24 protein-coding genes and 1 pseudogene are annotated in these 26562 nt (G+C 65.2%); 7 read left to right on the top strand and 18 right to left on the bottom strand.

Annotated features, from left to right (window positions below; genetic code table 11):
* Positions 1 to 33: 33 nt before the first annotated feature.
* From ACXHGZ_RS16160 to ACXHGZ_RS16230, 15 genes are all read right to left on the bottom strand, one after another.
* A complete protein-coding gene (locus tag ACXHGZ_RS16160; protein WP_084856807.1) occupies positions 34 to 360 on the bottom strand; it encodes a PA3694 family proteiin in 327 nt (108 codons plus the stop codon).
* Positions 357 to 1280 carry an alpha/beta hydrolase gene (locus ACXHGZ_RS16165; protein ID WP_084856805.1) on the bottom strand — a complete coding sequence of 308 codons (924 nt, stop codon included), beginning with the start codon at positions 1278 to 1280 and terminating at the stop codon, positions 357 to 359. The genes ACXHGZ_RS16160 and ACXHGZ_RS16165 overlap by 4 nt, the downstream gene beginning before the upstream one ends.
* On the bottom strand, positions 1252 to 2529 hold the full coding sequence (locus ACXHGZ_RS16170; RefSeq protein WP_084856803.1) for a flavohemoglobin expression-modulating QEGLA motif protein: 1278 nt from the start codon (positions 2527 to 2529) through the stop codon (positions 1252 to 1254). The genes ACXHGZ_RS16165 and ACXHGZ_RS16170 overlap by 29 nt, the downstream gene beginning before the upstream one ends.
* 172 nt (positions 2530 to 2701) lie before the next feature.
* Entirely contained in the window at positions 2702 to 3250 is a 549-nt protein-coding gene (locus tag ACXHGZ_RS16175; RefSeq protein WP_084856801.1) for a hypothetical protein, read from the bottom strand.
* A 46-nt stretch (positions 3251 to 3296) separates the two neighbouring features.
* Positions 3297 to 4001: a TetR/AcrR family transcriptional regulator gene (locus tag ACXHGZ_RS16180; protein ID WP_084856799.1), complete on the bottom strand. Its 705-nt coding sequence runs from the start codon at positions 3999 to 4001 to the stop codon at positions 3297 to 3299.
* 267 nt (positions 4002 to 4268) lie between these two features.
* Complete coding sequence (gene lysS, locus ACXHGZ_RS16185; RefSeq protein ID WP_084856798.1) at positions 4269 to 5771, bottom strand: lysine--tRNA ligase; 1503 nt, start codon at positions 5769 to 5771, stop codon at positions 4269 to 4271.
* Positions 5772 to 5864: 93 nt separating this feature from the next.
* Positions 5865 to 6960 (bottom strand): peptide chain release factor 2 gene (gene prfB / locus ACXHGZ_RS16190; protein WP_143515203.1). Its coding sequence is split into 2 segments (ribosomal slippage): positions 5865 to 6887 and positions 6889 to 6960, totalling 1095 coding nucleotides; the frame shifts between segments, so codons are not numbered across the junction.
* A gap of 169 nt (positions 6961 to 7129) precedes the next feature.
* Positions 7130 to 8134: a diguanylate cyclase domain-containing protein gene (locus ACXHGZ_RS16195; protein WP_480460579.1), complete on the bottom strand. Its 1005-nt coding sequence runs from the start codon at positions 8132 to 8134 to the stop codon at positions 7130 to 7132.
* A gap of 51 nt (positions 8135 to 8185) precedes the next feature.
* Complete coding sequence (locus ACXHGZ_RS16200) at positions 8186 to 9199, bottom strand: chemotaxis response regulator protein-glutamate methylesterase (RefSeq protein WP_480460580.1); 1014 nt, start codon at positions 9197 to 9199, stop codon at positions 8186 to 8188.
* On the bottom strand, positions 9196 to 11472 hold the full coding sequence (locus ACXHGZ_RS16205) for a hybrid sensor histidine kinase/response regulator (protein WP_480460581.1): 2277 nt from the start codon (positions 11470 to 11472) through the stop codon (positions 9196 to 9198). The genes ACXHGZ_RS16200 and ACXHGZ_RS16205 overlap by 4 nt, the downstream gene beginning before the upstream one ends.
* The gene (locus ACXHGZ_RS16210) at positions 11469 to 12134 is read right to left on the bottom strand and encodes a chemotaxis protein CheW (protein ID WP_084856791.1); all 666 of its coding nucleotides are present in this window, start codon (positions 12132 to 12134) and stop codon (positions 11469 to 11471) included. Before ACXHGZ_RS16210 ends, ACXHGZ_RS16205 begins: the two co-directional genes overlap by 4 nt.
* The gene (locus tag ACXHGZ_RS16215; RefSeq protein ID WP_480460582.1) at positions 12131 to 13381 is read right to left on the bottom strand and encodes a CheR family methyltransferase; all 1251 of its coding nucleotides are present in this window, start codon (positions 13379 to 13381) and stop codon (positions 12131 to 12133) included. Before ACXHGZ_RS16215 ends, ACXHGZ_RS16210 begins: the two co-directional genes overlap by 4 nt.
* Positions 13378 to 13884 (bottom strand): chemotaxis protein CheW, encoded by a 507-nt coding sequence (locus tag ACXHGZ_RS16220; RefSeq protein ID WP_480460583.1) that lies wholly within the window; start codon positions 13882 to 13884, stop codon positions 13378 to 13380. The genes ACXHGZ_RS16215 and ACXHGZ_RS16220 overlap by 4 nt, the downstream gene beginning before the upstream one ends.
* 5 nt (positions 13885 to 13889) lie before the next feature.
* The gene (locus tag ACXHGZ_RS16225) at positions 13890 to 15512 is read right to left on the bottom strand and encodes a methyl-accepting chemotaxis protein (protein WP_480460584.1); all 1623 of its coding nucleotides are present in this window, start codon (positions 15510 to 15512) and stop codon (positions 13890 to 13892) included.
* Between the two features lie 114 nt (positions 15513 to 15626).
* On the bottom strand, positions 15627 to 16349 hold the full coding sequence (locus ACXHGZ_RS16230) for a tellurite resistance TerB family protein (RefSeq protein ID WP_480460585.1): 723 nt from the start codon (positions 16347 to 16349) through the stop codon (positions 15627 to 15629).
* A gap of 213 nt (positions 16350 to 16562) precedes the next feature.
* On the opposite strand from ACXHGZ_RS16230, the gene ydcS reads away from it, so the two are divergent.
* The 7 genes and pseudogenes from ydcS to ACXHGZ_RS16265 all read left to right on the top strand — a co-directional run bounded on the left by ydcS (position 16563) and on the right by ACXHGZ_RS16265 (position 22934).
* A complete protein-coding gene (gene ydcS, locus ACXHGZ_RS16235; protein ID WP_224456707.1) occupies positions 16563 to 17714 on the top strand; it encodes a putative ABC transporter substrate-binding protein YdcS in 1152 nt (383 codons plus the stop codon).
* 130 nt (positions 17715 to 17844) lie between these two features.
* The gene (locus ACXHGZ_RS16240) at positions 17845 to 18885 is read left to right on the top strand and encodes an ABC transporter ATP-binding protein (RefSeq protein WP_480460586.1); all 1041 of its coding nucleotides are present in this window, start codon (positions 17845 to 17847) and stop codon (positions 18883 to 18885) included.
* 13 nt (positions 18886 to 18898) lie between these two features.
* Positions 18899 to 19822, top strand: a complete 924-nt coding sequence (locus tag ACXHGZ_RS16245; RefSeq protein ID WP_480460587.1) for an ABC transporter permease — start codon at positions 18899 to 18901, stop codon at positions 19820 to 19822.
* Complete coding sequence (locus tag ACXHGZ_RS16250) at positions 19812 to 20618, top strand: ABC transporter permease (protein ID WP_480460588.1); 807 nt, start codon at positions 19812 to 19814, stop codon at positions 20616 to 20618. The genes ACXHGZ_RS16245 and ACXHGZ_RS16250 overlap by 11 nt, the downstream gene beginning before the upstream one ends.
* Positions 20619 to 20633: 15 nt before the next feature.
* Positions 20634 to 22058, top strand: a complete 1425-nt coding sequence (locus tag ACXHGZ_RS16255) for a gamma-aminobutyraldehyde dehydrogenase (RefSeq protein ID WP_480460589.1) — start codon at positions 20634 to 20636, stop codon at positions 22056 to 22058.
* Positions 22059 to 22506: 448 nt separating this feature from the next.
* Positions 22507 to 22605, top strand: a pseudogene (locus ACXHGZ_RS16260) (type II toxin-antitoxin system HicA family toxin); the annotation flags it as partial.
* The gene (locus ACXHGZ_RS16265) at positions 22602 to 22934 is read left to right on the top strand and encodes a type II toxin-antitoxin system HicB family antitoxin (RefSeq protein WP_224456713.1); all 333 of its coding nucleotides are present in this window, start codon (positions 22602 to 22604) and stop codon (positions 22932 to 22934) included. The pseudogene ACXHGZ_RS16260 and the gene ACXHGZ_RS16265, both read left to right, overlap by 4 nt.
* Positions 22935 to 22944: 10 nt before the next feature.
* Here the strand turns inward: ACXHGZ_RS16265 and ACXHGZ_RS16270 are convergent, their stop codons facing one another.
* The 3 genes from ACXHGZ_RS16270 to ACXHGZ_RS16280 form a co-directional block, all read right to left on the bottom strand.
* Complete coding sequence (locus ACXHGZ_RS16270; protein WP_480460590.1) at positions 22945 to 24051, bottom strand: NADH:flavin oxidoreductase/NADH oxidase; 1107 nt, start codon at positions 24049 to 24051, stop codon at positions 22945 to 22947.
* A gap of 175 nt (positions 24052 to 24226) precedes the next feature.
* Positions 24227 to 25936 (bottom strand): single-stranded-DNA-specific exonuclease RecJ, encoded by a 1710-nt coding sequence (gene recJ / locus ACXHGZ_RS16275; protein ID WP_480460591.1) that lies wholly within the window; start codon positions 25934 to 25936, stop codon positions 24227 to 24229.
* Between the two features lie 31 nt (positions 25937 to 25967).
* Entirely contained in the window at positions 25968 to 26510 is a 543-nt protein-coding gene (locus ACXHGZ_RS16280) for a YaeQ family protein (protein ID WP_196144568.1), read from the bottom strand.
* Between the last annotated feature and the right edge of the window lie 52 nt (positions 26511 to 26562).

A 26562-nucleotide genomic window follows, 5' to 3' on the forward strand; every position in this document is an offset into this window, starting at 1 on the left:
CTTGTGGGTGCGGGCTTGTTCTCGTGAAAAGAATCACTGCACCTGCTGTGGCGTCTCCTGCCCCAGGCAGCGGATCGCCCGCTTGCGGTTGTCCACCAGCACGCCGGTCAGGCCCTTCTGCTGGGTATCGAACAGCACCAGCACACCATCGACGCATTGGGCCACCTGGGGCGCCGGGTCCAGGGAGACCTTGTAGTCTTCGCCGGGGATGGTCTTGAGCATGGTGAAGTCCTGCAGCAGCAGGGCATCCTCGGGCTTGGCGAAATGCACGTAGCCGTAGTACCAGAGGGTGCCGACCGTCACGATGATGCTGCCGACGGCCGTCAGGATCAGCGGGATGGCGTTGCGTTCTTCACTCATTGCTCGTTGTTCTCGTCTGGGTAGTTGGGCACTTCGGCCAAGCGCCGAAGGCCATTGAAGTGGCTGGGGTCATCAAGAAAGCGCAGCATCACCTGGCGCCAGGTCGGGTCGGCGAAGGTCTGCACATGGCCACCCCGGGTCAGTTGCAGGACCCGCGGCGGCGGTGCGTGCTGGTACAGGCGGATCCCGCTGTCCATCGGCACCAGGTTGTCGTCGATGCTGTGGAAGAACAGCTTCGGTGGGCTGTCCAGCCGCTCGATGGAGCGGATCGCACTGTCGCCGTCCGGTACCAGCCATGACAGCGGCACCTGCAACGGCCAGGTCAGCCAGGACGTGCTCAAGGCGAAACGCCCCACTTCCCGGTAGCTGGCCGGCACGCCGTCGAACACCAGTGCCTTGAAGCGCTGGCGCTGGTCGGGATGAGCGGCCAGATAGTGGATGGCCATGGCACCGCCCAGGCTCTGCCCCAGCAGTACCAGGGGCTTGCCCTTGACTTGCGGGGCCTGGTCCAGCCAGGCCATGGCCGCGGCGATGTCCTGGTAAACCTCGGGCAAGCTGGGCTTGCCCCGGGACAGGCCATAGCCGCGGTAGTCGATCAACAGCACCTGGTAGCCCTGCTCGGGCAGCCAGTAGCTGCCGCCCAGGTGCCAGGCCAGGTTGCCGCCGTTGCCGTGCAGGTGCAGCACCGTGCCCTTGACCTCGACACCAGGCTTGGCCGGCAGCCACCACCCGTGCAGGCGCGTGCCGTCGGCCGCCGTGAGGGTCAGGTCGCGATAGGCGAGCTTGGCCTTTTCCGGGGTGAACGCAAGGCCCGGCTCCGGGAAGAACAGCAAGCTGCTGCAGCCCCCGAGCCCCAACAGGAGCAGGCCCAGGATCAGCAGGCGACAAGCGTCAGAGAATGTTCGCGTAGTCGGCTTCAATGCGATCCAGGCTCAGGTGGTTGAGGAAGTTGGAGAAGCACATCCAGGCCGACAGGGCGTTGAGGTCGCGGAACTGCTCCGGCAGGTACTTGGGCGGCTCCACCAGGCCCTCCTCGACCAGCTGGCGCAGGGTACGCATGTCTTCCAGGGTGGTCTTGCCGCAGAACAGCAGCGGGATCTGCTCGAGCTTGCCCTTCTTCACGGCCAACTGAATGTAGTTGTAAACCATGATGAAACCCTTGAGGTAGGACAAGTCCTTGGTGAAAGGCAGGCCATTGGGCACCGAACCACGAAACACCCGGCTGGCGTTGCTGTAGCTCTGGGCCATCTCGAAGCCCTGGCCGCGGAAGAATTCATAGACCTGCATGAAGTCGGCGCCCTCCTCCACCATGTGGATCGCCCGGGTGCGGTTGGTGAGCTTGCGCAGGCGGCTGGGGTAGGAGGCGAAGGCGATCACCTCCATGAGGATGGCCAGGCCTTCCTGGGTCACGGTCGACGAGGGCGGCCCCTTGGCCAGGAAAGTGCAGATCGGCTGGTTGAGCCCATTGAGGGTGGTGCCCACGTGCACCAGCCCCTCGTGGACCTCCAGGGCGCGTACGTCGCGGCTGTTGAACATGGCGTCGGCACGCACCTTGATGTAGTCGGCACCGGCAGCAGCGTCGGCGACGATACCATCGGACTCGAACACGCGGATGGTCTCCTCGGCTTCGCCGAACACCTTGTTCAGGCGGCGCTGGAGAATCGCCACGGCTTCCTTGGCGGTGAGGTTCTTCGGCTCGTCCTTCAGGTCGCCCCGGCCATCGATGTTGTTCAGGTAATCCGAGAGCATCAGGCCAAGGTCGGCCAGGGTCGGGTCGCCGGCATGGAAGGCGTCGGAGGCCGCGCCATAGAGCTCCTGGGAAATCAGGCCAAAGTCCTCGGTACCACGGGCTTCGAGCATGCGCACCACCATGCGGTACTCCTTGCACATGCGCCGCATGATCTGGCCGACCGGGTTGAACTGGCCGAGCTGGCGGGTGATGTCGCGCTCGATGCTCTGGAACTCGGCCTTCACTGCGCTGGAATCGAACGACAAGGGTCGGCCCTGGTAGTAGGCGCGATCGACCGCAGGTGGCTCCTTGCCCTTGGCCTTGAGAAAACCGTTACGGATGTTGTCGTCCCATTTCACCGCGTCGAGCACACGAATGGGGGTTTGCGCCGCGACGATGCGATCGGACAACGCGCGTATGGTTTGCTGGTACTCGTCCACCGAGGACTCCTTTCAGAACATACCTGTAACGGCCCTATCGCCGGCAAGCCGGCTCCCACCGGGTTGCGCCAGCTCACAGAAATCCGACAAGACAGTTGCTCTCACCGATACACATGCGCAAGGGCAGTGATATACCTGTGGGAGCCGGCTTGCCGGCGATGAGGCCGCACGATCATTTGCTGGAACGCTGGAAACGGGCCACTTCGACGAACAGGTCGGAATTGGCCGGGTCGTCCAGGTAGGCCAGAACCCGCTCCGCCGGGCTGTCGATCAACACACCCGGCCCGTTGTCCTCCACCCCCTCGGTGCTGCGCCCATTGAGTTCCTTGTGCTCCAGCGCCTGCTGGACCTGGTCGACATCGAGGTTGTAGAGCACCAGCTCCTTGTCATCGACGATATCGAAGCCACCGATCAGGAAGTTGCCGCCCAGGCGCTTGGGCACCCCCGCCGACAGGTACCAGCGGTTGCCATGGCGCGACACGGTAAAGACGTACTCCTCGGGTGCCTTGCCCTTGGCGGTGGCCACCGCCCGGTAGGCATCGCCGCCGACGCGGCTGATGGCGAGCTTGAGCGGCTCGCCCCAGGCGTCCTTGCTGCTCCATTTGCCAAGCAGCGCCTTGGGCGCGGCCTGGTTGCTGGGCAAAGGTTCATGGAAGGTCACCAGACAGCCACCGAGCATCAGGAATGACAGCGTCAACAACACCACACGCCAGGCTTTCATCAGGTTCTCCTTGAAAAAGTCGGTCGCCCCTGGGGTCGGTCCCAGCCTAGGCCGATGCCAGCACCAGGTGCAGGTACCGGGTAAGGATAGCGAGCATCTGCCCATCGGCTTGCGCATTCGCATCCTTGAGCAGGCCCTGATATTCCATCTGCTCGATTATCGCCGTCAACATCTGGGCGTCCTGCTCGGGCTGGCGCGAGCCGACCACCTGCAGCATCTGGCGTGCGCCATGCAGCAGGATCTGCTCGTGGGCGGTTACCAGTTCGGCCAGGCGTGGGCACAACAGCGCCTCCTGGCGGAAGGCCTGCTCGGCCATGATGAAGTCGCGCCGGGTATGCAACTGGCGGCTGACATAATCTGCCATCATGCGCGCCACGTCGTCGGCCAGGCGTGCCCGGGACGCCGGGCTGCCGTCGCCCTGGGCGAGCAACTGGCGCAGCAGCACTTCGGAACTGGCCCAGAGCTTGGCCATGTAGGCGGCGCTGCGCTCGACATACTGGGCGAAGGTGTCGGTGAGCAGGTCTTCGATGTCCTTGAAGTAGTAGGTGGTGGCCGACAAAGGCACACCGGCCTCGGCGGCCACCGCCCGGTGTCGCACGCCGCGCACGCCATCGCGCACGACGATGCGCATGGCCGCGTCGAGGATCTGCTGGCGGCGCTGCTCGCTGCCCTGGCGGGCAGTCTTGCGCCCCTGGTATTGCACGCTTTCAGCGACGGCGCTGGCGACGCCGGCTGCACCTTGTTGAGCCATTGCGGGAGTCACGATGTTTACCTCGTTGAATCTCGGCGAGGGTCGTCCCCTCTGCTTCCAGTAAAGACGGTTGTAGCCGGTGGCGGCGCCGGCCCGCGAACTGTGACCACCCAGTCACAAAAGGGTTGCAGGCAAAAAAAGGCCGCTCCGAAGGCACTTGGCATTCACTGGAGCGGCGCTTTGAAATTCTGGGGCTGCTGCGCAGCCCTTTCGCGGGGCGAGCCCGCTCCTACAGGGCAGGACGCGCAGCGGCCCCCTTTACCATGCTCAGGCCTGCGGACGCATGTGCGGGAACAGGATCACGTCGCGGATCGACGGCGAGTTGGTCAGCAGCATGACCAGACGGTCGATACCGATACCCTCACCGGCAGTCGGCGGCATGCCGTATTCCAGGGCTCGGACGAAGTCGGCGTCGTAGTGCATGGCCTCGTCGTCACCGGCATCCTTCTCGGCCACCTGGGCCAGGAAGCGCTCGGCCTGGTCTTCGGCATCGTTGAGCTCGGAGTAGGCGTTGGCGATCTCGCGGCCACCGATGAACAGCTCGAAGCGGTCGGTGACGGCCGGATTGTCATCGTTACGGCGCGCCAGCGGCGAGACTTCGAACGGGTACTCGGTGATGAAGTGCGGCTGCTCCAGCTTGTGCTCGACCAGCTCCTCGAAAATCATCACCTGCAGCTTGCCCAGGCCTTCGTGGCCCAGCACCTTGGCGCCGGCCTTCTTGGCGATCTCGCGGGCACGGTCGACGTCCTGCAGGTCGGCGGCGGTGAGCTCAGGGTTGTACTTGAGGATCGAGTCGAACACCGACAGGCGCGCGAACGGCTCGCCGAAGTGGAACACCTTGTCGCCATACGGCACGTCGGTGGAACCCAGTACCAACTGCGCAAGCTCGCGGAACAGCTCCTCGGTGAGGTCCATGTTGTCGCGGTAGTCGGCGTAGGCCTGGTAGAACTCGAGCATGGTGAACTCGGGGTTGTGCCGGGTCGAGACGCCTTCGTTACGGAAGTTGCGGTTGATCTCGAAGACTTTTTCGAAACCGCCCACGACCAGGCGCTTCAAGTACAGCTCCGGCGCAATACGCAGGAACATGGCCATGTCCAGGGCGTTGTGGTGGGTTTCGAACGGCTTGGCCGCGGCGCCACCGGGAATGGTCTGCAGCATCGGCGTCTCGACTTCGAGGAAGTCGCGCTCGATGAGGAACTTGCGGATGTGCGAGATCACCTGCGAACGCACACGGAAGGTGTGGCGGGTTTCCTCGTTGACCATCAGGTCGACGTAACGCTGGCGGTAGCGCTGCTCGGTGTCGGTCAGGCCGTGGTGCTTGTCCGGCAGCGGGCGCAGCGACTTGGTCAGCAGGCGCACGTTGGTCATTTCGACGTACAGGTCACCCTTGCCGGAACGGGCCAGGGTGCCTTCGGCACTGATGATGTCGCCCAGGTCCCAGGTCTTGACCGCGGCCAGGGTTTCTTCCGGCAGGGTCTTGCGGTTGACGTAGACCTGGATGCGCCCGGTCATGTCCTGGATGACCATGAACGAACCACGGTTGAGCATGATGCGGCCGGCAACCTTGACCGGAATCGCGGCTGCTTCCAGCTCTTCCTTGGTCTTGTCCGCGTACTGTTTCTGCAGGTCGTTGCAGTAGCTGTCGCGACGGAAGTCGTTGGGGAAGGCGTTGCCCTTGGCACGCTCGGCGGCAAGTTTTTCCTTGCGCAGGGCGATCAGGGCATTTTCTTCCTGTTGCAGGTCTTGCGATTCGGTCTTGAGGTCGCTCATGTCGTCATTGTTTCCATCAGGTGTTCGTTGCCCCTGTCGGGCAGGGCACGCGATACCGGCCCGGGGCCTGGTATCGCGGCGGTGGTGTGCGGTTTACAGCCCCTGCTTGAGGCTCGCTTCCAGGTACTGGTCGAGGTCGCCGTCCAGGACCTTCTGGCAGTCGCTGCGCTCGACGCCGGTACGCAGGTCCTTGATGCGCGAGTCATCGAGCACGTAGGAGCGGATCTGGTGGCCCCAGCCGATGTCCGACTTGCTGTCTTCCAGGGCTTGCGAGGCGGCATTGCGCTTCTGCATTTCCAGTTCGTACAACTTGGCCCGCAGCATCTTCATGGCGGTGTCCTTGTTGGCGTGCTGGGAACGTTCGTTCTGGCAGGCCACCACGGTGTTGGTCGGCACGTGGGTGATACGCACCGCCGAGTCGGTGGTGTTCACGTGCTGGCCACCGGCACCGGAGGAGCGGTAGGTGTCGATGCGAAGGTCGGCCGGGTTGATCTCGATCTCGACCTTGTCGTCGATCTCGGGCGAGACGAACACCGCCGAGAACGAGGTGTGACGACGGGCGCCGGAGTCGAACGGGCTCTTGCGCACCAGGCGGTGCACGCCGATCTCGGTGCGCAGCCAGCCGAAGGCGTACTCACCCTTGATGTGCACGGTAGCGCCCTTGATGCCGGCGACCTCGCCTTCGGACAGCTCGATGATGGTGGCGTCGAAACCGCGCTTGTCGGCCCAGCGCAGGTACATGCGCAGCAGGATGTTGGCCCAGTCCTGGGCCTCGGTGCCGCCGGAGCCGGCCTGGATGTCCAGGTAGGCGTTGTTCATGTCCATCTCGCCGCTGAACATGCGACGGAACTCGAGCTGGGCCAGGACTTCTTCCAGCCCCTCCAGCTCGGTCACGACATCGCTGACGGCAGCTTCGTCATTCTCTTCGACGGCCATGTCGAGCAGGTCCTTGCAGTCGGACAGGCCGTTGGACATTTTGTCCAGGGTTTCGACGACCTGTGCCAGCATGGCACGCTCGCGCCCCAGCCCCTGGGCATACTCGGGCTTGTTCCAGACGGCAGGGTCTTCCAGTTCGCGGTTGACTTCGATCAGGCGATCAGCTTTTTGATCGTAGTCAAAGATACCCCCGAATGGACTGGGAACGTTCGGTGAGGTCCTTGATGGTGTTCAGGATTGGTTGGATTTCCATGGGCTGGCTACTCGCGCGAATTCGGTGAAAAGCCTGCGAGTATAACGCAGTCCGTGCCAGGGCGGCAGACCCGCCGGGCGGTATCGGCAGGAGTCCGTCGCGCGCCCCTGCGCGGCACAAGGTACGCGCCGCACTTGCGCGCTGTGTCCTGGTGCAAGCCGCAAGGGAGTCAGGCCACACCCACCTGGTTACGCCCGTTGTTCTTGGCCATGTACAGCCCCTTGTCGGCCGCCGAGATCAGCTGCCGGCTATGGCTGCCGATGCCAGGCGTGAGGGTCGCCAGGCCGATGCTCACGCTCAGGTGCGCATCGGCCTGGGGGGCGCTGTGTGGAATGTTCAGCGCCAGCACCGTCTGGCGCAGCTTCTCGGCGATCAGCCGGGCCCCGCCGGGCGAGGTATTGGGCAGCACCAGGGCGAACTCCTCGCCGCCATAGCGCGCCGGCAGGTCGGTGGGCCGCGAGCAGGAACCACGGATGGCTTCGGCCACCTGACGCAGGGCCTCGTCGCCGGCCAAGTGGCCGAAGCTGTCGTTGTAGGCCTTGAAATAATCGACGTCGATCATCAACAGCGACAATTGCTGCTGTTCGCGCATGGCTCGCCGCCATTCGAGTTCCAGGTATTCGTCGAAGTGACGGCGGTTTGACAGCCCGGTCAAGCCATCGGAGTTCATCAGCCGCTGCAGCATCAGGTTGGTATCGAGCAGTTGCTGCTGGCTGACCCGCAGGGCGCGGTAGGCTTCGTCGCGCTGCAGCAGGGTCAGGTAGGAGCGCGAGTGATAGCGGATCCGCGCCACCAGCTCGATGTTATCCGGCAGCTTGACCAGGTAGTCGTTGGCCCCGGCGGCGAAGGCTGCGCTCTTGACCAGTGGGTCTTCCTTGGTCGACAGGACGATGATCGGGATGTCCTGGGTGACCGGGTTGTTGCGGTATTCGCGCACCAGGGTCAGGCCATCGAGGCCTGGCATGATCAGGTCCTGGAGGATGACCGTGGGCTTGATGCGCATGGCCTGGGCCACCGCCTGGTGGGGGTCGGCGCAGAAATGGAAGTCGATGTTCTCCTCATGGGCCAGCCCACGGCGCACCGCTTCGCCGATCATCGCCTGGTCGTCGACCAGCAGGACCATCGCCGCGCTTTCGTTGATGGTCGTGAAACCTTCGATCGGTAGATCATTCATGCCTGTTCACCCGGTCACTGCCGGCCAGCCGGCGTGACTCAATACATAACTTCATTTTGGATAGATCTCCATCAGCCGCCCGGCGATACGCTCCAGCGGCCGGATTTCCACAGCGGCATCGATTGCCGCAGCGGCCTTTGGCATGCCGTAGACGGCGGAGCTTTGCTGGTCCTGGGCGATGGTCAGGAACCCTCGCTGGCGCATCTGCTTGAGGCCCTGGGCGCCGTCGCGGCCCATGCCGGTGAGCAGCACGCCGACGGCATCGCCGGTCCAGTAGCGGGCCACACTCTCGAAGAACACGTTGATCGAGGGGCGGTAGATCTCGTTGACCGGCTCGGCGGTATACGCCAGCTGGCCGTCTTGCATCAGGCGGATATGGTGGTTGGTGCCCGCCAGCAGGACCTGCCCCGGCTGCGGTGGCTCGCCTTCGCAGGCCAGGCGTACCGGCAGGCCGGACACCCCGCTGAGCCATTCGGCCATGCCGGCGGCGAACACCTGGTCCACATGCTGGACCAGCACGATGGAGGCCGGGAACTCGCGCGGCAGCCCTTTGAGCAGCACTTCCAGTGCCGCCGGCCCACCCGCCGAAGAACCGATGGCTACCAGGCCACGACGTTGGGACGCTTCACGCAGCGGCGCCGACACAGTCCGAGTCGTGGCAGGCCGTTGCTGGCCGATCAACCAGCCGATATTGAGGATTTTGCGCAACAGTGGCGCGGCAGCTTCCCGGGCGTCGCCGGCCCCCAGCGAAGGCGTGTCGACCACGTCCAAGGCGCCATGGCCCATGGCCTCGAACACCCGGTGCACGTTCTGCTTGCGATCGACCGTGACGATGACGATGGCGCATGGGGTCTCGGCCATGATCCGGCGGGTGGCCTCGACGCCGTCCATCACCGGCATGATCAGGTCCATGAGAATCAGGTCCGGGGTTTGCTCGGCGCACAGCCTCACCGCCTCGGCGCCATTGGCCGCCACCCACAACACCTGGTGCTCAGGCTCGAAGGCCAGCGCCCGGCGCAGCGCCTCCACGGCCATGGGCATGTCGTTGACGATGGCGATCTTCATCCCTGGGCCCCTCCGATCAGCTCCACCACGGCGTCCAGCAGCGCGTCGTCGTGGAAGCTGGCCTTAGCCAAATAGTAGTCGGCACCGGCGTCCAGTCCACGTCGCCGGTCTTCTTCACGATCCTTGTAGGACACCACCATCACCGGCAGCGATTGCAGGCGCTGGTCCCGGCGTACCAGGGTCACCAGTTCGATGCCGTCCATGCGCGGCATGTCGATATCGGTGATCAGCAGGTCGAAATCATCGCTGCGCAAGGCGTTCCAGCCGTCCATGCCGTCCACCGCCACGGCCACGTCGTAGCCGCGGTTGCCCAGTAGCTTGCGCTGCAGCTCGCGTACGGTGAGCGAGTCGTCCACCACCAGGATGCGCTTGCGCACCAGGCCACGCCCACCCCGGGCACCACGCTCGATACGTTCCAGCCGCCCGGTGCTGAGCAGCTTCTCGACCGAGCGCAGCAGGTCTTCGACGTCGATGATCAGCACCACCGAGCCATCGTCGAGCAAGGCCCCGGCAGAAATGTCCTGGACCTTGCCCAGGCGCGTATCCAGCGGCATCACCACCAACACCCGCTCACCGACCAGGCGCTCGACCGCCACACCGTAGAGCTGATCGCGCTCACGGATCACCACGACCCGCAGGCTGCGTTCGTCATCCTGCCCTGCCGGGCGGTTGAGCAACTGGCTCGCGGCCACCAGACCGATGTGCCGGCCCTCGTGCCAAAAGTGCTGGCGCCCTTCGATCTGCACGATCTGCTCGGCGGACACCTCCAGGGTGCGTTCGATGTGCGCCAATGGGAACGCATAGGCTTCACCGCCCACTTCCACCACCAGGCTGCGCACCACCGACAAGGTCAGCGGCACTTCCAGGTGGAAGGTGCACCCCTGGCCGGACACCTGGGTCAGTTCGATCGAGCCGCGCAGCTCGCGCACCATGTGCTGCACCGCATCCAGGCCAACGCCCCGCCCGGACACCTCGGTGACCTGGTCACGCAGGCTGAAGCCCGGCAGGAAGAGGAAGGTCAGCAGCTCCGCCTCGCTCATCTGCGCCACGGTCTCGGCAGGCGACAGCGCACGCTCGACGATGCTGTGACGCAGACGTTCAAGGTCGATACCGGCGCCGTCATCGCTGAGTTCGAGAATCAGCAGCCCGGCCTGGTGGGACGCTCGCAGGCGCAACGTGCCATCGACCGACTTGCCCGCCAGCAGGCGCCGCTCGGGCAGCTCGATGCCATGGTCGACGGCATTGCGCAGCAGATGGGTCAAGGGCGCTTCGAGCTTCTCCAGCACGTCGCGGTCGACTTGGGTCTTTTCGCCCTCGACCTGCAGTTGCACTTGCTTGCCCAGGGAGCGCCCCAGGTCGCGGACCATGCGGCTTTGCCCGGTCAAAACATCGGCGAAGGGGCGCATACGACAGGCCAACGCCGTGTCGTAGAGGTGCTGCGCACGCTGGCTGGCCTGCCAGCCGAACTCGTCGATCTCTGCGGCCTGCTGCTGCAGGATCTGCTGGGTTTCGCCCAACAGGCGTTGGGTCTGGGCCAGGGCTTCGAGCACCTCCTGGCTTTGGCCGCTGCCTTCGAGCTGCTGCTTGAGCCCATCGAGGGCGCGCATGCCCTGGCCATGCATGCGCTTGAGGCGCTGCAGGCTGGCCAGGTAGGGCTTCAAGCGCTGGGTTTCCACCAGCGACTTGCTCGACAGGTCCAGCAGGCTGTTGAGGCGATCGGCCGTGACCCTGAGCACCCGCTCGGCCCCTTCCCCGCCGCGCTTGGCCACCTTGGGCGGCGGGACGGGCTCGGCCGGCTCGCTCACAGCCGCTGGCGCCTCTGCCTCTACCGCAGGAGGCAAGGCCGCAGTGGCGGGGGCACTCGGTGGGGCTGCAGCCGACGCGCTCGGGTCGAGCAGGCCGGCCAGCTGTGCCAGGAAGGCCGGCACCGCCGCCTCGCTGCCCTGGTCGCCCGGCGTGGCGATGCGCATCAGCAGGTCGGTGCCCTGCAGCAGGGTATCGATATGCTCGGCACGCAGCAGCAGGCGCCCTTCCTGAGCGGCCACCAGGCAATCCTCCATGACATGGGCCACGTTGACCCCGGCATCGATGCCGACGATGCGGGCGGCGCCCTTGAGGGAGTGGGCCGCACGCATGCAGGCTTCCAGCTGGTCGGCCTGGGTCGGGTTGCGTTCCAGCGCCATCAGGCCAGCACTGAGCACCTGGGTCTGGGCCTCGGCCTCCAGGCTGAACAGCTCGAGCAGCGATGCGTCGCGCATTTGCTCAGGGGTCATGACAGGCTCCGCTTCACGGCAGACAGTACGTGTCGTTCATCCAGCACCCGCACGCTGCGGCCGCGCCATTGCAGCACCGCCGCAGTGAAATGCGCGGCGTCCTGGCCATCGACCAAACGCGCAGGGTCCAGGCGGTGGATACCATCGATTTCGTCCACCGCGATAACCACCGGGCCACCTTCGGCTGCAAGGATCAACATACGTGGCATCACTCGGCCATTGCGTTCCTGGGCCGGCAGTATTTCCATGCCCAGCAGGTCGGCCAGCGACAGACAGGGCACCAGCGCGCCACGTACGTTGGCCACGCCCTGCAGTACCCGTGAACGCTGGTGCGGCAGTGAATGCACGGCCTGCAGCGGGGCGATTTCGGCAAGGCATGCGCAGGCCAGGGCCAACCACTCCTCGCCCAGGCGGAACAGCAGCATGGAGCGCCCAACGCTGTCTTCCTCCGGCGGCAACACCACGTCCTGCTCGTCCTGCAACAGGGCATAGCGGTCCAGCAGGCGGGTGGCCGCTGCGGCATAGACCTGGCAGTTGCGGCAGTGGACATGGCGTTCGAGCAACGGGCACTGCTTGTCGCCATGCACGCCGATGCGGTTCCAGCAGTCGTCGATGAGCTCATCGTCCCGTGCGATCAGGTGCACCCCCTGTACGTCACTCATCGTTCAGACTCCCGCCCCGCACGCGCAGCCCGCGCCTGCAGCCGACGGGCCCCGGCCTCATCGCCCTGGGAGGCGAGCAAGGCCGCCAGGTGCACCAACGCCTCTGGATGCTGGGGCTCCAGGTACAGTGCCTTGCGGTAATGGCTGAGTGCGGCCTGGATGTCGCCTTCGGTATCGCTGAGCAGGCCCAGCCAATAATAGACCTGCGCCTTGGGCGGGAACTGCTGCAGATACTGCTGGCAGCTGGCCCGCGCCTGTTCGCTGTCGCCGGCATTGGCCTGGCGAGCGATGCGCTCGAGCAACTGCCGCTCGCCTTCGCCATGGGCCGGGGCATGGGAAACCGCCGGCACCGGGCGAGGCATCCGGGCGGGGCGAGTCACAGGCCGCGGCGCCAAGGGCGGCATCGTCAGCGGGCGAACGGCCAGTACCGGGCGGGTGGCTGGGGGCGGTGGCGCTTCCTGGCGAACATAGGCGAACGACTGGGCGATGCCCAGCGGGCGCATGCCCAGGCGCGCCAGCAGGCTGCCCTCGGCCGGGCCGATGAACAGCACGCCCTGGGCATGGGTCAGGTGCTTGAGCACCTCGAAAACTCGCCGCTGGGTCGGCACGTCGAAATAGATCAACAGGTTGCGACAGAACACGAAGTCGTAGAGCCCTTCGCGGCTCTTGAGCAGAGGGTCCAGCACATTGCCTACCTGCAGGTTGACCTGTTTGCGCACCCGCTCGGCCAGTTGGTGGCCCTCGTCGGCCTCACTGAAGTGCCGGTCACGGAAGGCCAGGTCGATACCACGGAAGGAGTTGCGCCCGTATACCGCCTGATCGCCGCGGGCGATGGAACTGGGGCTGATGTCGATGCCATCGATCCGGAACGTCGCCGGGTCCATGCCCCCATCGAGCAACGCCATGGCGATCGAATAGGGTTCCTCGCCCGTCGAACAGGGCAGGCTGAGAATGCGCAGCGGGCGTGCGCCGACCAGCTCGGCCAGGCGTTTATGGGCCAGCCCCACCAGGGCAGTGAACGACTCCGGGTAGCGGAAGAACCAGGTTTCCGGAACGATCACCGCCTCGATCAGCGCTTGTTGCTCGTCTATCGACTGCTGCAGGCGCAGCCAGTAGTCGTCCAGGTCGCTGGCCTGGCAAGCGGCGCAGCGCTGCTGCAAGGCCCGCTCGACCATGGGCGCGCCGACCGAGTCCACGTCCAGGCCGATACGCTCCTGCAGGAAACGGAAGAAATGCTGCTGGTTCATGCCGTCACCTGCCCAGGCAGCTCGGGAAACAGCAACCGGCGCACATCGTCCGGCAGCAGGTCGTCCACCTCGATACGCTGCAACAACCCGCCTGCGTCCTGGCGCACCGGCCCCAGGTACGGCGCATCGGTATTGTCCAGGCCATAGGGCTGGAACTCGTCGGGGCGGCAGCGCAGGGTATCGGTGGCTTGCTCCAGGACCAGGCCCAGTTGCTGGTCGCCACGGTAATGCACCAGCACCAGTCGCGTACTGGTGCGCATGGGGGCCGGGCGACCGAAGCTCAGCGCCGAGAGGTCCACCACCGGCACCAGTGCGCCGCGGTGGGCCAGGATACCGGCCACCCACACAGGGGCTTGAGCGATGGGCTTGAGCGTACGGCGCGGCAATACCTCGATCACCTCGTGCACATCCAGGGCAAAACGCTGGTCACCGATGCGAAACTGCAGGTACAGCGTGCCCTTGCCGTCGCCTGCCTGCTCCTGCTGGAGCTGCACGTCGTTCATCGCGATCAGACTTTGAAGCGCGACACGCCGCCGCGCAGTCCGGCGGCCACCTGGCTCAGTTCATCGATGGCGAAGCTGGCCTGGCGCAACGACTCCACAGTCTGGGTGCTGGCATCGCTGAGCTGGGCCAGGGCCTGGTTGATCTGTTCGGCACCGGTGGCCTGGGCCTGCATGCCTTCGTTGACCATCAGTACCCGCGGCGCCAGCGCCTGCACCTGGTGGATGATCTGGCTGAGCTGCTCGCCCACCTGCTGGACTTCGAACATGCCCCGGCGCACTTCCTCGGAGAACTTGTCCATGCCCATGACCCCGGCCGACACGGCGGACTGGATCTCGCGCACCATTTGCTCGATATCGTAGGTGGCCACGGCCGTCTGGTCGGCCAGGCGTCGCACCTCGGTGGCGACCACGGCGAAGCCACGCCCGTACTCGCCCGCCTTCTCCGCTTCGATGGCGGCATTGAGCGACAACAGGTTGGTCTGGTCAGCCACCTTGACGATGGTCACCACCATCTGGTTGATGTTACTGGCCTTCTCGTTGAGGATCGCCAGCTTGGCGTTGACCAGGTCGGCTGCGCCCATCACCTGGTGCATGGTTTCCTCCATGCGCGCCAGGCCCTGCTGGCCGGAGCCGGCCAGCACCGAGGCCTGGTCGGCGGCGGAGGTGACTTCGGTCATGGTCCGCACCAGGTCACGGGAGGTGGCGGCGATTTCCCGCGAGGTGGCGCCGATTTCCGTGGTGGTGGCGGCGGTTTCGGTGGCGGTGGCCTGCTGCTGCTTGGACGTGGCGGCGATTTCGGTGACCGAGGTGGTCACCTGCACCGACGAGCGCTGGGCCTGGGCGACCAGGTTGGCCAAGGCCTCGGCCATTTCGTTGAAGCCGGTCTCGATGCTGCCGAACTCGTCCTTGCGGTCCAGGCTCAGGCGCATGCTCAGGTCGCCGGAGCGCAGTTTGTCCAACGCATGCACGACGCGCTGCACGGGCGCGGTGATCGCGCGCAGCAGCAACAGGCCGCAGATGCCTGCGGCGACGATTGCCAGCAGCAACGAGACGACCATGCTGCCCTTGGCGGTGGCCACCGCACTGACGATATCGTTGGTCGCCGACTCGGCCGATTCCCGGTTGCGCTCGATGACACCATTGAGGTGTTGGCGGCCATTGACCCACGCCGGCGTCAGCACATCGTTCACCAACCGTTCGGCCTCGGTGTAGTCCTTCTGCCGGTAGGTAGCCAGCACTTGGTCGAGGATCTTGATGTATTCCGCTTCCAGGCGCCGGAAGGTATCGAGGGCGGCCTGGTCGTCCGACTCCTTGATCGTGCCCTGGTAGCTGGCCATGTATTGCTTGAGACGCTCGTCGAACGACTTGAAGTCGGCCAGGTCGGCCGCCGTCATCTCGCGGCGATTGGACAGGCCCACCAGCTGCTGGCTGGCCACGTAGCTGTCGACCCAGGCACTGCGCAGCATCGAGCTGTAGTAGAAGCCGGGAATGCTGTCGGACCCCACCGATTCTTCGCTGGCCTCGATCGCCACCAGCCGCGAGTAGGCGGCAACGATCATCAGCAGCATGATGGCGATGATCACGGCGAAACTTGCCAGGATCCGTTGGCGCAAGGTCCAGTTCTTCACATTCAGCCCTCAGGAATTCGATACGAGCGGGGAAAATCGCCAGAGTATAGCGTAGGCGCCCAGCGCAATCGCAGCTCAATCAAGGGGTGACGGGGCTTCCCTGCCCAGGTCGGGTCATTGTCCGGCGGCGAGCCTGACCTGCGCCTCCAGTTCCTGGCGCAAGTTCGCGTCCAGACGCAGCTGGCGTGCCAGTTCATCCAGGTAGGCGCGCTCCATGAAGTTCTCCTGGTCGACCATCATCACGCTCGCCAGGTACATCTCGGCGGCCATTTCCGGTGTCTGCGCGGCGCTGGCGACTTCGGCGGGGTCCAGCGGCTTGTTCAGTTCGGCATGCAGCCAGTGCTGCAGTTCGCGGTCGTTGTCGAGCCTGACGAACTCACCTTCGATCAGTGCCCGCTCACGCGCGTCGATATGGCCATCGGACTTGGCGGCCGCCACCAGGGCGCGCAGCACGGCCTGGCTGTGTTGCTCGGCCTGGGCTGCGGGCAGACGGTCGAGGGTCTGCGGCTCCTGCGGCTGGGCCATGCCCTGGCGCGCCTGCCAGTTGCCATAGGCTTTGTAGGCCAGCACGCCAAGAGCGGCCAGGCCGCCATAGGTCAGCGCCTTGCCGCCGTACTTGCGGGCCTTCTTGTTGCCCAGCAGCAGGCCCATGGCACCTGCCGCCAACGCGCCGCCACCGGCACCGGAGAGCAAGCTGCCAAGGCCGCCCTTGCCCGCCTGGCCACCCAGCAGGTCGCCAAGGCCGGGAGCCTTGCCTGCCTCGCCCTTGCCTTGCGAGTTCTGCAGCAATTGCTGGCCGGACTTGAGCAATTGGTCGAGCAAGCCACGGGTGTTCATCTGGCATTACCTCTTCACTGGAAAGGAAAGCCCCAGATTAGGCCCGCACGCTGAACTCACGCTTAATGCATTTGCTTCCGGATGTTGCGCGGCCACCCGATAAAAACGGACTAGACTCGACTGCGGCCTGCGCCAACCGCACTACGCTTATCCCATCGCTTCACTGCTTTCTTGACGACTGCCCCGACTAGAACGTTAAAAAGAGGGAACACCATGCCAGTGCACAAGACCGCATTGTCCAGCGCCATGACCTGCGCCCTGCTGGCCAGCGCCCACCTGCAGGCCGCCGGCCTGCCCCAGAGCCTCGGCGATGGCGAGGGGCGCCTGGATATCGTGGCCTGGCCCGGTTACATCGAACGCGGTGAGAGCGATAAAGCCTACGACTGGGTCACCGGGTTCGAAAAAGCCACCGGCTGCAAGGTCAGCGTGAAGACCGCCGCGACTTCCGACGAGATGGTCAGCCTGATGACCAAGGGCGGCTACGACCTGGTGACCGCCTCGGGCGATGCCTCGCTGCGCCTGATCGCCGGCAAGCGGGTGCAACCGATCAACACCGCGCTGATCCCCAACTGGAAGAACATCGACCCGCGCCTGCGCGATGGCGGTTGGTACGTGGTCGACAAGCAGGTCTACGGCACCCCGTATCAATGGGGCCCGAACGTGCTGCTGTACAACACCACGGTGTTCAAGCAACCGCCGAGCAGTTGGAGTGTAGTCTTCGAGCCCCAGGACCTGCCGGACGGCAAGCCCAACAAGGGCCGTGTGCAGGCCTACGACGGGCCGATCTACATCGCCGATGCTGCGCTGTACCTGAAGTCGGCCAAACCGGAACTGGGTATCCAGGACCCTTATGAACTGAACGAGGCCCAGTACAAGGCCGTGCTCGACCTGCTGCGCCAGCAACAACCGCTGGTCCATCGCTACTGGCATGACGCCACGGTCCAGATGAGCGATGTGAAGAACGAAGGGGTCGTCGCCTCGAGTTCCTGGGGCTACATGGTCAACAGCCTCAAGGCCGACAACCAGCCGGTGGCCTCCACCGTACCGAAGGAAGGCGCCACCGGCTGGGCCGATACCACCATGTTGCACAGCCAGGCCAAGCACCCGAACTGTGCATACAGATGGATGGACTGGTCGCTGCAGCCGAAGGTGCAAGGTGATGTGGCGGCCTGGTTCGGCTCGCTGCCAGCTGTTCCTGCTGCCTGCACCGGCAGCGAACTGCTGGGCGCCGAGGGTTGCAAGACCAACGGTTTCGACAACTTCGACAAGATCGCCTTCTGGAAGACCCCACAGGCCTCGGGCGGCAAGTTCGTGCCCTATAGCCGATGGACCCAGGACTACATCGCGATCATGGGTGGGCGTTGAGGGCGGCTGTTTGCCGAGGTCATCCTGTAGGAGCGGGCTTGTCCCGCGAATGGCCGGCACTGCCAACGCCGCTGCCGGGCAAGGACAAACCTGCCCGCGTAGAACACAACCATCGCCGGGAGCCAACGCAATGCCCCTAGCCGTCCAGTTCACCGAGGTCACCCGCGCATTCGGCGAGGTCATGGCTGTCGATCGGGTCAGCATCGACATCCAGGAAGGTGAGTTCTTCTCCATGCTCGGCCCTTCCGGGTCGGGCAAGACTACCTGCCTGCGCCTGATCGCCGGCTTCGAGCAGCCCGGCAGCGGCTCGATCCGCCTGCATGGACTGGAAGCGGCAGGCCTGCCGCCCTACCAGCGCGACGTCAACACGGTATTCCAGGACTACGCCCTGTTCCCGCACATGAACGTGCGCGACAACATCGCCTATGGCCTGAAGGTCAAGGGCGTGGCCAAGCCCGAACGCTACGCCCGGGCTGACGAAGCCCTGGGCATGGTGGCCCTGGCCGGCTACGCCGAACGCAGGCCGGCACAGCTCTCCGGCGGCCAGCGCCAGCGCGTGGCCCTGGCCCGTGCGTTGGTCAACCGGCCACGGGTACTGCTGCTCGACGAGCCCCTCGGTGCTCTGGACCTCAAGCTGCGCGAGCAGATGCAGGGCGAGCTGAAGAAGCTCCAGCGCCAACTGGGCATTACATTCATCTTCGTCACCCATGACCAGACCGAAGCGTTGTCGATGTCCGACCGGGTCGCGGTCTTCAACCGCGGGCGTATCGAGCAGGTCGACACGCCGCGCAACCTCTATATGAAACCGGCGACGACCTTCGTCGCCCAATTCGTCGGCACCTCCAACGTGATCCGCGGCGACCTGGCCAGGCGCCTCACGGGGGATGCTTCAGCGTTTTCCATCCGCCCCGAGCACATCCGCCTGGGCGGCCAGGCCGATGCCAGCCAGGACATCCAGGTCAGCGGGCTGCTGCATGACATCCAGTACCAGGGCAGCGCCACTCGCTATGACGTGCAGCTGGACGATGGCCTGCTGCTGACCGTGAGCCAGGCCAATGACCAGTGGCAGGCGCAGCCGTTGCCCTGGCAACCCGGCCAACGCGTGCAGGCCCACTGGCCCCGGGCGGCGATGACCGGGTTGCGGGAAACCCTGCCCGACGAGGGCCAGTGAGGTGACCCTGGCCATGCAGCGCGAGACCGGGCCTGCGCGCCGCCTGAGCACCCTGCTCTACCGGCGCCCCAACCTGTACCTGGCGTTGCTGCTGGTCCCGCCCCTGACCTGGTTCGGCGCGATCTACCTCGGCTCGCTGCTGGGCTTGCTCTGGCAGGGCTTCTACACCTTCGACGATTTCACCATGGCGGTGACGCCGGACCTGACCCTGGCCAACTTCGCCGCGCTGTTCGCCCCCTCGAACTTCGACATCATCCTGCGCACCCTGGCGATGGCCATCGCCGTCTCCCTGGCCAGCGCCGTACTGGCCTTTCCCATTGCCTACTACATGGCTTGCCACACCACAGGCCGGACCAAAGCGTTCTTCTATATCGCGGTGATGATGCCGATGTGGGCCAGCTACATCGTCAAGACCTATGCCTGGACCTTGCTGCTGGCCAAGGGCGGCGTGGCCCAGTGGTTCATCCATCAGTTGCACCTGGAGCCGCTGCTGCAAACGGCCCTGGCCGTCCCGGGCGTGGGCGGCAGCACCCTCTCGACCTCTCACCTGGGGCGCTTCCTGGTGTTCGTGTACATCTGGCTGCCCTTCATGATCCTGCCGATCCAGGCCGCGCTGGAACGCCTGCCGCCCTCGCTGCTGCAAGCCTCCGCCGACCTGGGCGCCCGCCCTGGGCAGACATTGCGCCTGGTGGTCCTGCCGCTGGCGGTACCGGGCATCGCCGCAGGTTCGATCTTCACCTTTTCCCTGACCCTGGGCGACTTCATCGTGCCGCAGTTGATCGGGCCGCCGGGCTACTTCATCGGCAGCATGGTCTATGCCCAGCAAGGGGCGATCGGCAACCTGCCCATGGCCGCCGCCTTCACCCTGGTGCCCATCGTGCTGATCGCCGTATACCTGTCGATCGTCAAACGCCTGGGGGCCTTCGATGCACTCTGAAAAAGCCTCGCTGGGCCTGCGCCTGGCGGCCTGGGGCGGGCTGCTGTTCCTGCACTTCCCGATCCTGGTCATCCTGCTCTACGCCTTCAACACCGAGGACGCCGCGTTCAGCTTTCCGCCCAAGGGGTTCACCCTGAAGTGGTTCAGCGTGGCCTTCTCGCGCCCGGACGTACTGGAGGCGATCAAGCTGTCGCTGCAGGTCGCCTGCCTGGCGACCCTGATCGCCTTGCTGCTGGGCACCCTGGCGGCAGCGGCCCTGTACCGGCGCAGCTTCTTCGGCAAGGAAAGCATCTCGCTGATGCTGATCCTGCCCATCGCCCTGCCCGGCATCATCACCGGTATCGCCTTGCTGGCAGCCTTCAAGCAGCTGGGCATCGAACCGGGCATCTTCACCATCGTGGTCGGCCACGCCACGTTCTGCGTGGTGATCGTCTACAACAATGTCATCGCGCGCCTGCGGCGCACCTCCCAGAACTTGATCGAAGCCTCGATGGACCTGGGCGCGGACGGCTGGCAGACCTTTCGCTACATCATCCTGCCCAACCTCGGTTCGGCCCTGCTGGCCGGCGGCATGCTGGCCTTTGCCTTGTCGTTCGACGAAATCATCGTCACCACCTTCACCGCCGGCCACGAACGCACACTGCCGATCTGGTTGCTCAACCAGCTCAGCCGCCCACGCGATGTGCCGGTGACCAATGTGGTCGCCATGCTGGTGATGCTGGTGACCATGCTGCCGATTCTCGGCGCCTATTACCTGACCCGTGGCGGCGAAAACGTTGCGGGCAGCGGCAAATGACCTAGGAGGACTTCCATGCAAACCCGAATGCTGATCAATGGCCGCCTGGTGAACGGCGAAGGTCCGGCCTGGACCGTGCTGAACCCGGCCCTGGGCAGCGCCCTGGCGCAGATCAACGAGGCCAGCGAGGCCCAGGTGGATGCCGCGGTGCGCGCCGCCGACCAGGCCTTCGACGCTTGGTCGCAGACCACCCCCAAGGACCGTGCACAGGCCTTGCTGGCGTTGGCCGACACGGTCGAGCGCCACGGCGAGGAGCTGGCCCGGCTGGAATCGCAGAACTGCGGCAAGCCGTTCGCCGCCGCACTGGGTGACGAGATCCCGGCCATCGCCGACGTGTTCCGCTACTTCGCCGGTGCAGCCCGCTGCCTGGGCGGCTCGGCGGCCGGCGAATACCTGCCGGGCCACACCTCGATGATCCGTCGCGACCCATTGGGCGTAGTGGCCTCCATCGCCCCGTGGAACTACCCGTTGATGATGCTGGCGTGGAAGATCGCCCCAGCGCTGGCGGCAGGCAACACAGTGGTGCTCAAACCCTCGGAGATGACACCGCTGACCGCCCTGCGCCTGGCCGAGCTGGCCCAGGACCTGCTGCCCGCCGGGGTGCTGAACATCGTCTTCGGCCGTGGCCAGACGGTCGGCACGCCGCTGGTCACCCACCCCAAGGTGCGCATGGTCTCGCTGACCGGCTCCATCCCCACCGGGGCGCGCATCATCGGTGCCACCGCCGAAAGCGTGAAGCGCATGCACATGGAGCTGGGTGGCAAGGCGCCGGTGCTGGTGTTCGATGATGCCGACCTGGATGCCGCCATTGAGGGCATCCGCACGTTCGGGTTCTACAACGCAGGCCAGGACTGCACCGCCGCCTGCCGGCTCTACGTGCAGGATGGCATCTACGAACGCTTCGTCGAGCGCCTGGGCCAGGCTGTGGCCACGATCAAGCCTGGCCTGCAGGATGCCACCGATACCGAACTAGGCCCTTTGATCAGCGCCCAGCATCGCGACAAGGTCGCAGGCATGGTGCAGCGGGCCATCGCCCAGCCGCACATCCGTCTGGTCACCGGCGGCAAGGTACTGCCCGGCGACGGCTTCTTCTTCGAGCCCACGGTACTGGCCGACGCCCAGCAGGACGACGAGATCGTGCGCCACGAAGTGTTCGGCCCGGTGGTATCGGTGACGCGCTTCAGCGACGAGGCCCAGGCCTTGGCCTGGGCCAACGACTCCGACTACGGCCTGGCCTCGTCGGTGTGGACCCGCGACACCGGTCGCGCCCATCGCCTGGCGGCGCGCTTGCAGTATGGCTGCACCTGGGTCAACACCCACTTCATGCTGGTGAGCGAAATGCCCCATGGCGGGCAGAAACATTCGGGGTATGGCAAGGACATGTCGATGTATGGCCTGGAGGACTACACCTGCGTGCGGCATGTGATGATCAAGCATTGAGCTGACGGACGAGACGACGCCGCTTCTTTCACCGGAAGCGGTGTCGCGATTTCATTCAACAAGCGCTTCCCCTTCCTACTCGCAAGCGGTTGTGACACGCGCAATTGGTATCATAGCCTGATACCATGAACACACATCAGCGAACGACCTTGTCTTTAATCTTCAGCAAGCCCGCTCCCAAGACCCTGGAATGGTCGCGGCTGGAGTCGCTTTTGGTATCGCTTGGCGCGAAGGTCATCGAGGGCAGAGGCTCTCGGGTGCGCTTCGAGTGAAAGGGGTGGTGGCGAATGTCTGTCAGTTAAGGCCCCATCGCCGGCAAGCCGGCTCCCACCTGTCCTGCGCTGCTGTTATAGACACCGCGGAACCTGTGGGAGCCGGCTTGCCGGCGATGGGCTGCGAAGCAGCCCCAAATGCAGCCGATAAGGCTTAACTGACTGGCGTTAGGATGGTGGCGACCTTTCATCGGCCACACCCAGACAGGCATGCAAAGCCATACCAGATACGCGACGCCCGTCAATTCCTCGAGCAGGCAGGAGTAACCCCATGAATGTCATGAGCTATCGCGGCTATAGCGCACGCATCGAGTACAGCGATGAAGACCAACTGCTGATCGGGCATGTTGCCGGCATACGCGATGTGATTGGTTTCCATGGCGAATCGATCAGTGAGTTGCGCAGCGCCTTCGAAGACGCCGTGGACGATTACCTGGAAACCTGCGAACGCTTGGGCCGGGCCCCACAGAAAGCCTACTCCGGCAAGCTCAGCCTTCGCCTGGAACCGGCTCTCCACGCCAGCGTGGCAGCGAAGGCCGAACTGGCGCAGAAGAGTATCAACCAGTGGGTGAGCGACATCCTCGATCAAGCCGCCCATAACTGAAATAGCGCGGTCACTCCCTCAAGTCCGACTCATGGATCGGGTTGGCCCGGCTGGTAGCCCGTTGGTACTGGGCCGGCCAGGTGGCCTTGTTGCCGCCCAGGTCGTCGTCGGCGTGCAGGGGCCAGTACGGGTCGCGCAGCAGCTCGCGGGCGAGGAAGATGATGTCGGCCTGCCCGGTGCGCAGGATGTGCTCGGCCTGGGCCGGTTCGGTGATCATGCCCACGGTGCCGGTGGCAATCTCCGACTCCTTGCGCACTCGTTCGGCAAATCGGGTCTGGTAGCCGGGACCGGTGGGGATTTCGGCGTTGACCGAGGTGCCGCCGGAGGACACATCGATCAAGTCCACGCCAATGGCTCTCAGGCGCCGGGCCAGCTCGACGGTTTCGTCCGGGTTCCAGCCATCTTCGACCCAGTCGGTGGCCGAGACCCGTACGAACAACGGCAGCTCCTGTGGCCAGACCTTGCGCACCGCCTCGGTGACTTCCAGGGTCAGGCGGATACGGTTTTCGAAGCAGCTGCCATAGCGATCGCGCCGCTGGTTGCTCAGCGGCGACAGGAACTGGTGCAGCAGGTAGCCGTGGGCAGCATGCACCTCGACCACCTTGAAACCTGCCTCCAGGGCACGACGCGCAGCATCGGTGAAAGCCTGGACGATGCCGGCGATTTCATCTTCGGACAACTCACGGGGCACGGTGTGTTCCGGGTCGAAGGCAATCTTCGACGGGCCTACCGGCTGCCAGCCGCCGTCTTCGACCTTGACACTGCCGTGCTTGCCCAGCCAGGGGCGATGGGTACTGGCCTTGCGCCCGGCATGGGCGAGCTGGATGCCGGGCACGGCGCCCTGGGCGGTGATGAAGCGGGTGATGCGCTGCAGGGGTGGGATCTGGGCGTCGTCCCACAGGCCCAGGTCCTCGGCACTGATGCGACCATCGGGGGTGACGGCGGTGGCTTCGGTGATCACCAGGCCAGCGCCGCCGACGGCACGGCTGCCCAGGTGCACCAGGTGCCAGTCGTTGGCCAGCCCGTCAGCGGCGGAGTACTGGCACATGGGGGAGACGGCGATGCGGTTGGGTAGGGTCAGCTGACGCAGGGTGTAGGGCTCAAGCAGCAGGCTCATGAGGGGACCTCCCAGGGACTCCAATGGTTGGCCGGTCCGGGCACTTGTGTGAGGCCTTGGTCCGGTATCGGTAGTGTTCAGACTAGACCAGATAGGGAGTGCCTGCCTTCAGGGAGAGTGTCTGAAAGATCGAGCGCCGCCCAATCGCGGGACGAGCGCGCGCCGATAAATCCGGCTACCGCGCCTCCATGTGTGCAATCATCAATTGCACGCTCTCCTGCCCGCGAAACTCGTTCACATCCAACTTGTAGGCCAGCTCCACCCAACGTACCGTAGGGTTCGGCCAGACCTCCCGGTCGATCCCGAAGGCAATCCCGTCCAGCCTGACCGAACCGCACTCACTCTTGAGCACCACCTTCAGGTGCCGTTCCCCCACCACCCGCTGCTCGACCAACTGGAAAACCCCGTGGAACAATGGCTCGGGGAAGTGCTGCCCCCACGGCCCGGCATGGCGCAAGGCACGTGCCAGGTCCAGGTGGAACTCCTCGACCGCCAGCGTCCCGTCGGACAGTAACCGCCCGGTCAGGTCCTCTTCCCCAAGGTGCCGGCGAACCTCCTCGTCGAAGGCTGCGGCAAACGCCGGGAAATGCTCCGCCGGCAACGACAGGCCGGCCGCCATGGCATGCCCGCCGAACTTGCTGATCAAGTGCGGATGCCGTGCCGCCACCGCATCCAGCGCATCGCGGATATGGAACCCAGGTACCGAACGCGCCGACCCCTTGAGCATCCCCTCGCCGGCGTCGGCAAAGGCGATCGTCGGCCGGTGGTAACGCTCCTTCAGCCGCGACGCAAGGATGCCGATCACCCCCTGGTGCCAGTCGGGCTCGAACAGGCACAGGCCATAAGGCATGGACTCGACCGGCAGGTCCTTGAGCTGGGCCAGCGCCTCGCGCTGCATGCCCTGCTCGATGGACTTGCGGTCCTGGTTCAGCCCATCGAGCTGCTGGGCCATGTCCAGCGCCAAGGCTGCGTCATCGCAGAGCAGGCATTCGATCCCCAGGCTCATGTCGTCCAGGCGGCCGGCCGCATTCAGGCGCGGGCCGAGAATGAAGCCAAGGTCGGTGGAGGTGATGCGCCGGTGATCGCGCCGGGCCAGTTCGAGGATGGCCTTGAGCCCCGGCCGGGCCCGCCCAGCGCGGATACGCTCCAGCCCCTGGTGCACCAGGATGCGGTTGTTGGCATCCAACGGCACCACGTCGGCGACGCTGCCCAGGGCCACCAGGTCGAGCAGCTCGCCGATGTTCGGCTGCGCTTGGCTGTCATAGCGGCCCAGGCTGCGCAGGCGTGCACGCAGGGCCATCAATACATAGAAGATCACCCCCACGCCGGCCAGGGCCTTGCTGGGGAAATCGCAGCCGGGCTGGTTCGGGTTGACGATCGCGTCGGCATCCGGCAGGTGTTCGCCCGGCAGGTGGTGGTCGGTGACCAGCACCTTCAGGCCGGCCGCCTTGGCGGCGGCGACGCCCTCGACGCTGGAGATGCCGTTGTCCACCGTGATCAGCAACTGCGGCTCGCGCTGCAGGGCCACCTGGACGATTTCGGGGGTCAGGCCATAGCCGTATTCGAAACGGTTCGGCACCAGGTAGTCGACATGGGCCGCGCCCAGCAGCCGCAGGCCAAGCACACCGACGGTACTGGCCGTGGCACCGTCGGCGTCGAAATCGCCGACGATGAGGATGCGCTGGTGCTGGTCGAGCGCCTCGACCAGCAGGTCCACCGCCGCGTCGATGCCCTTGAGCTGTTGGTAGGGCAGCAGCCGCGCCAGGCTCTTGTCCAGTTCGGCCTCCGACTGCACGCCACGGGCGGCATACAGGCGGGTCAGCAAGGGCGGGAGGTTACCGAGAAAGGGCAGGCTCGGTGGCAAGGGACGAGGTTCGATACGCATTGAGGGCTTCGGCAATCAGGTTGGGGACAGGTCAGCCACGCTCACCGAGCAGCCACTCCAGCTGCACTTCGTGCTGGCCACGGTCGTCGGTCACGAACAGGGTGCCCTCGCTGATCATCACGTCCCACTTGATCGAGCGGGGCATGTCGGTGGCCAGGGTCTCCAGCACGTCCTGGGGCACCGCGGCGATGCTGAGGTTCTTCAGGCCCTTGACCGCATCGACCACCTTGTTCTGCCATACGCGCAGGCTGCCATAGGCCAGCAGGCTGGTACGTTCGGTACGGCGCGAGCACCAGGTCAGGCGCTCGGCATCCGGCTGGCCGACCTCGATCCAGTGCAGCACGCGGTCATCCAGGCTCTTTTCCCACAAGGCCGCCTCGTCCACGTCCGACAGGCCGCGGCCGAACGACAGGTTCTCGTTGTACCACAGGGCATAGGCCAGCAGGCGCACGGCCATGCGCTCCTCGGTTTCCGAAGGATGGCGGGCGATGGTCTGGCGGACGTTCTCGTATACGCCGCGGTCGAGGTCGGTCAGATTCAGTTCGAACTTGTAGGTGGTGGACGGCTGGGCCATGGGCGGGGGCTTCTTGCGAAATAAAAGTCACACAGTCTAACCGATCCCGCCC

This window comes from Pseudomonas shiyinii, assembly GCF_056725765.1.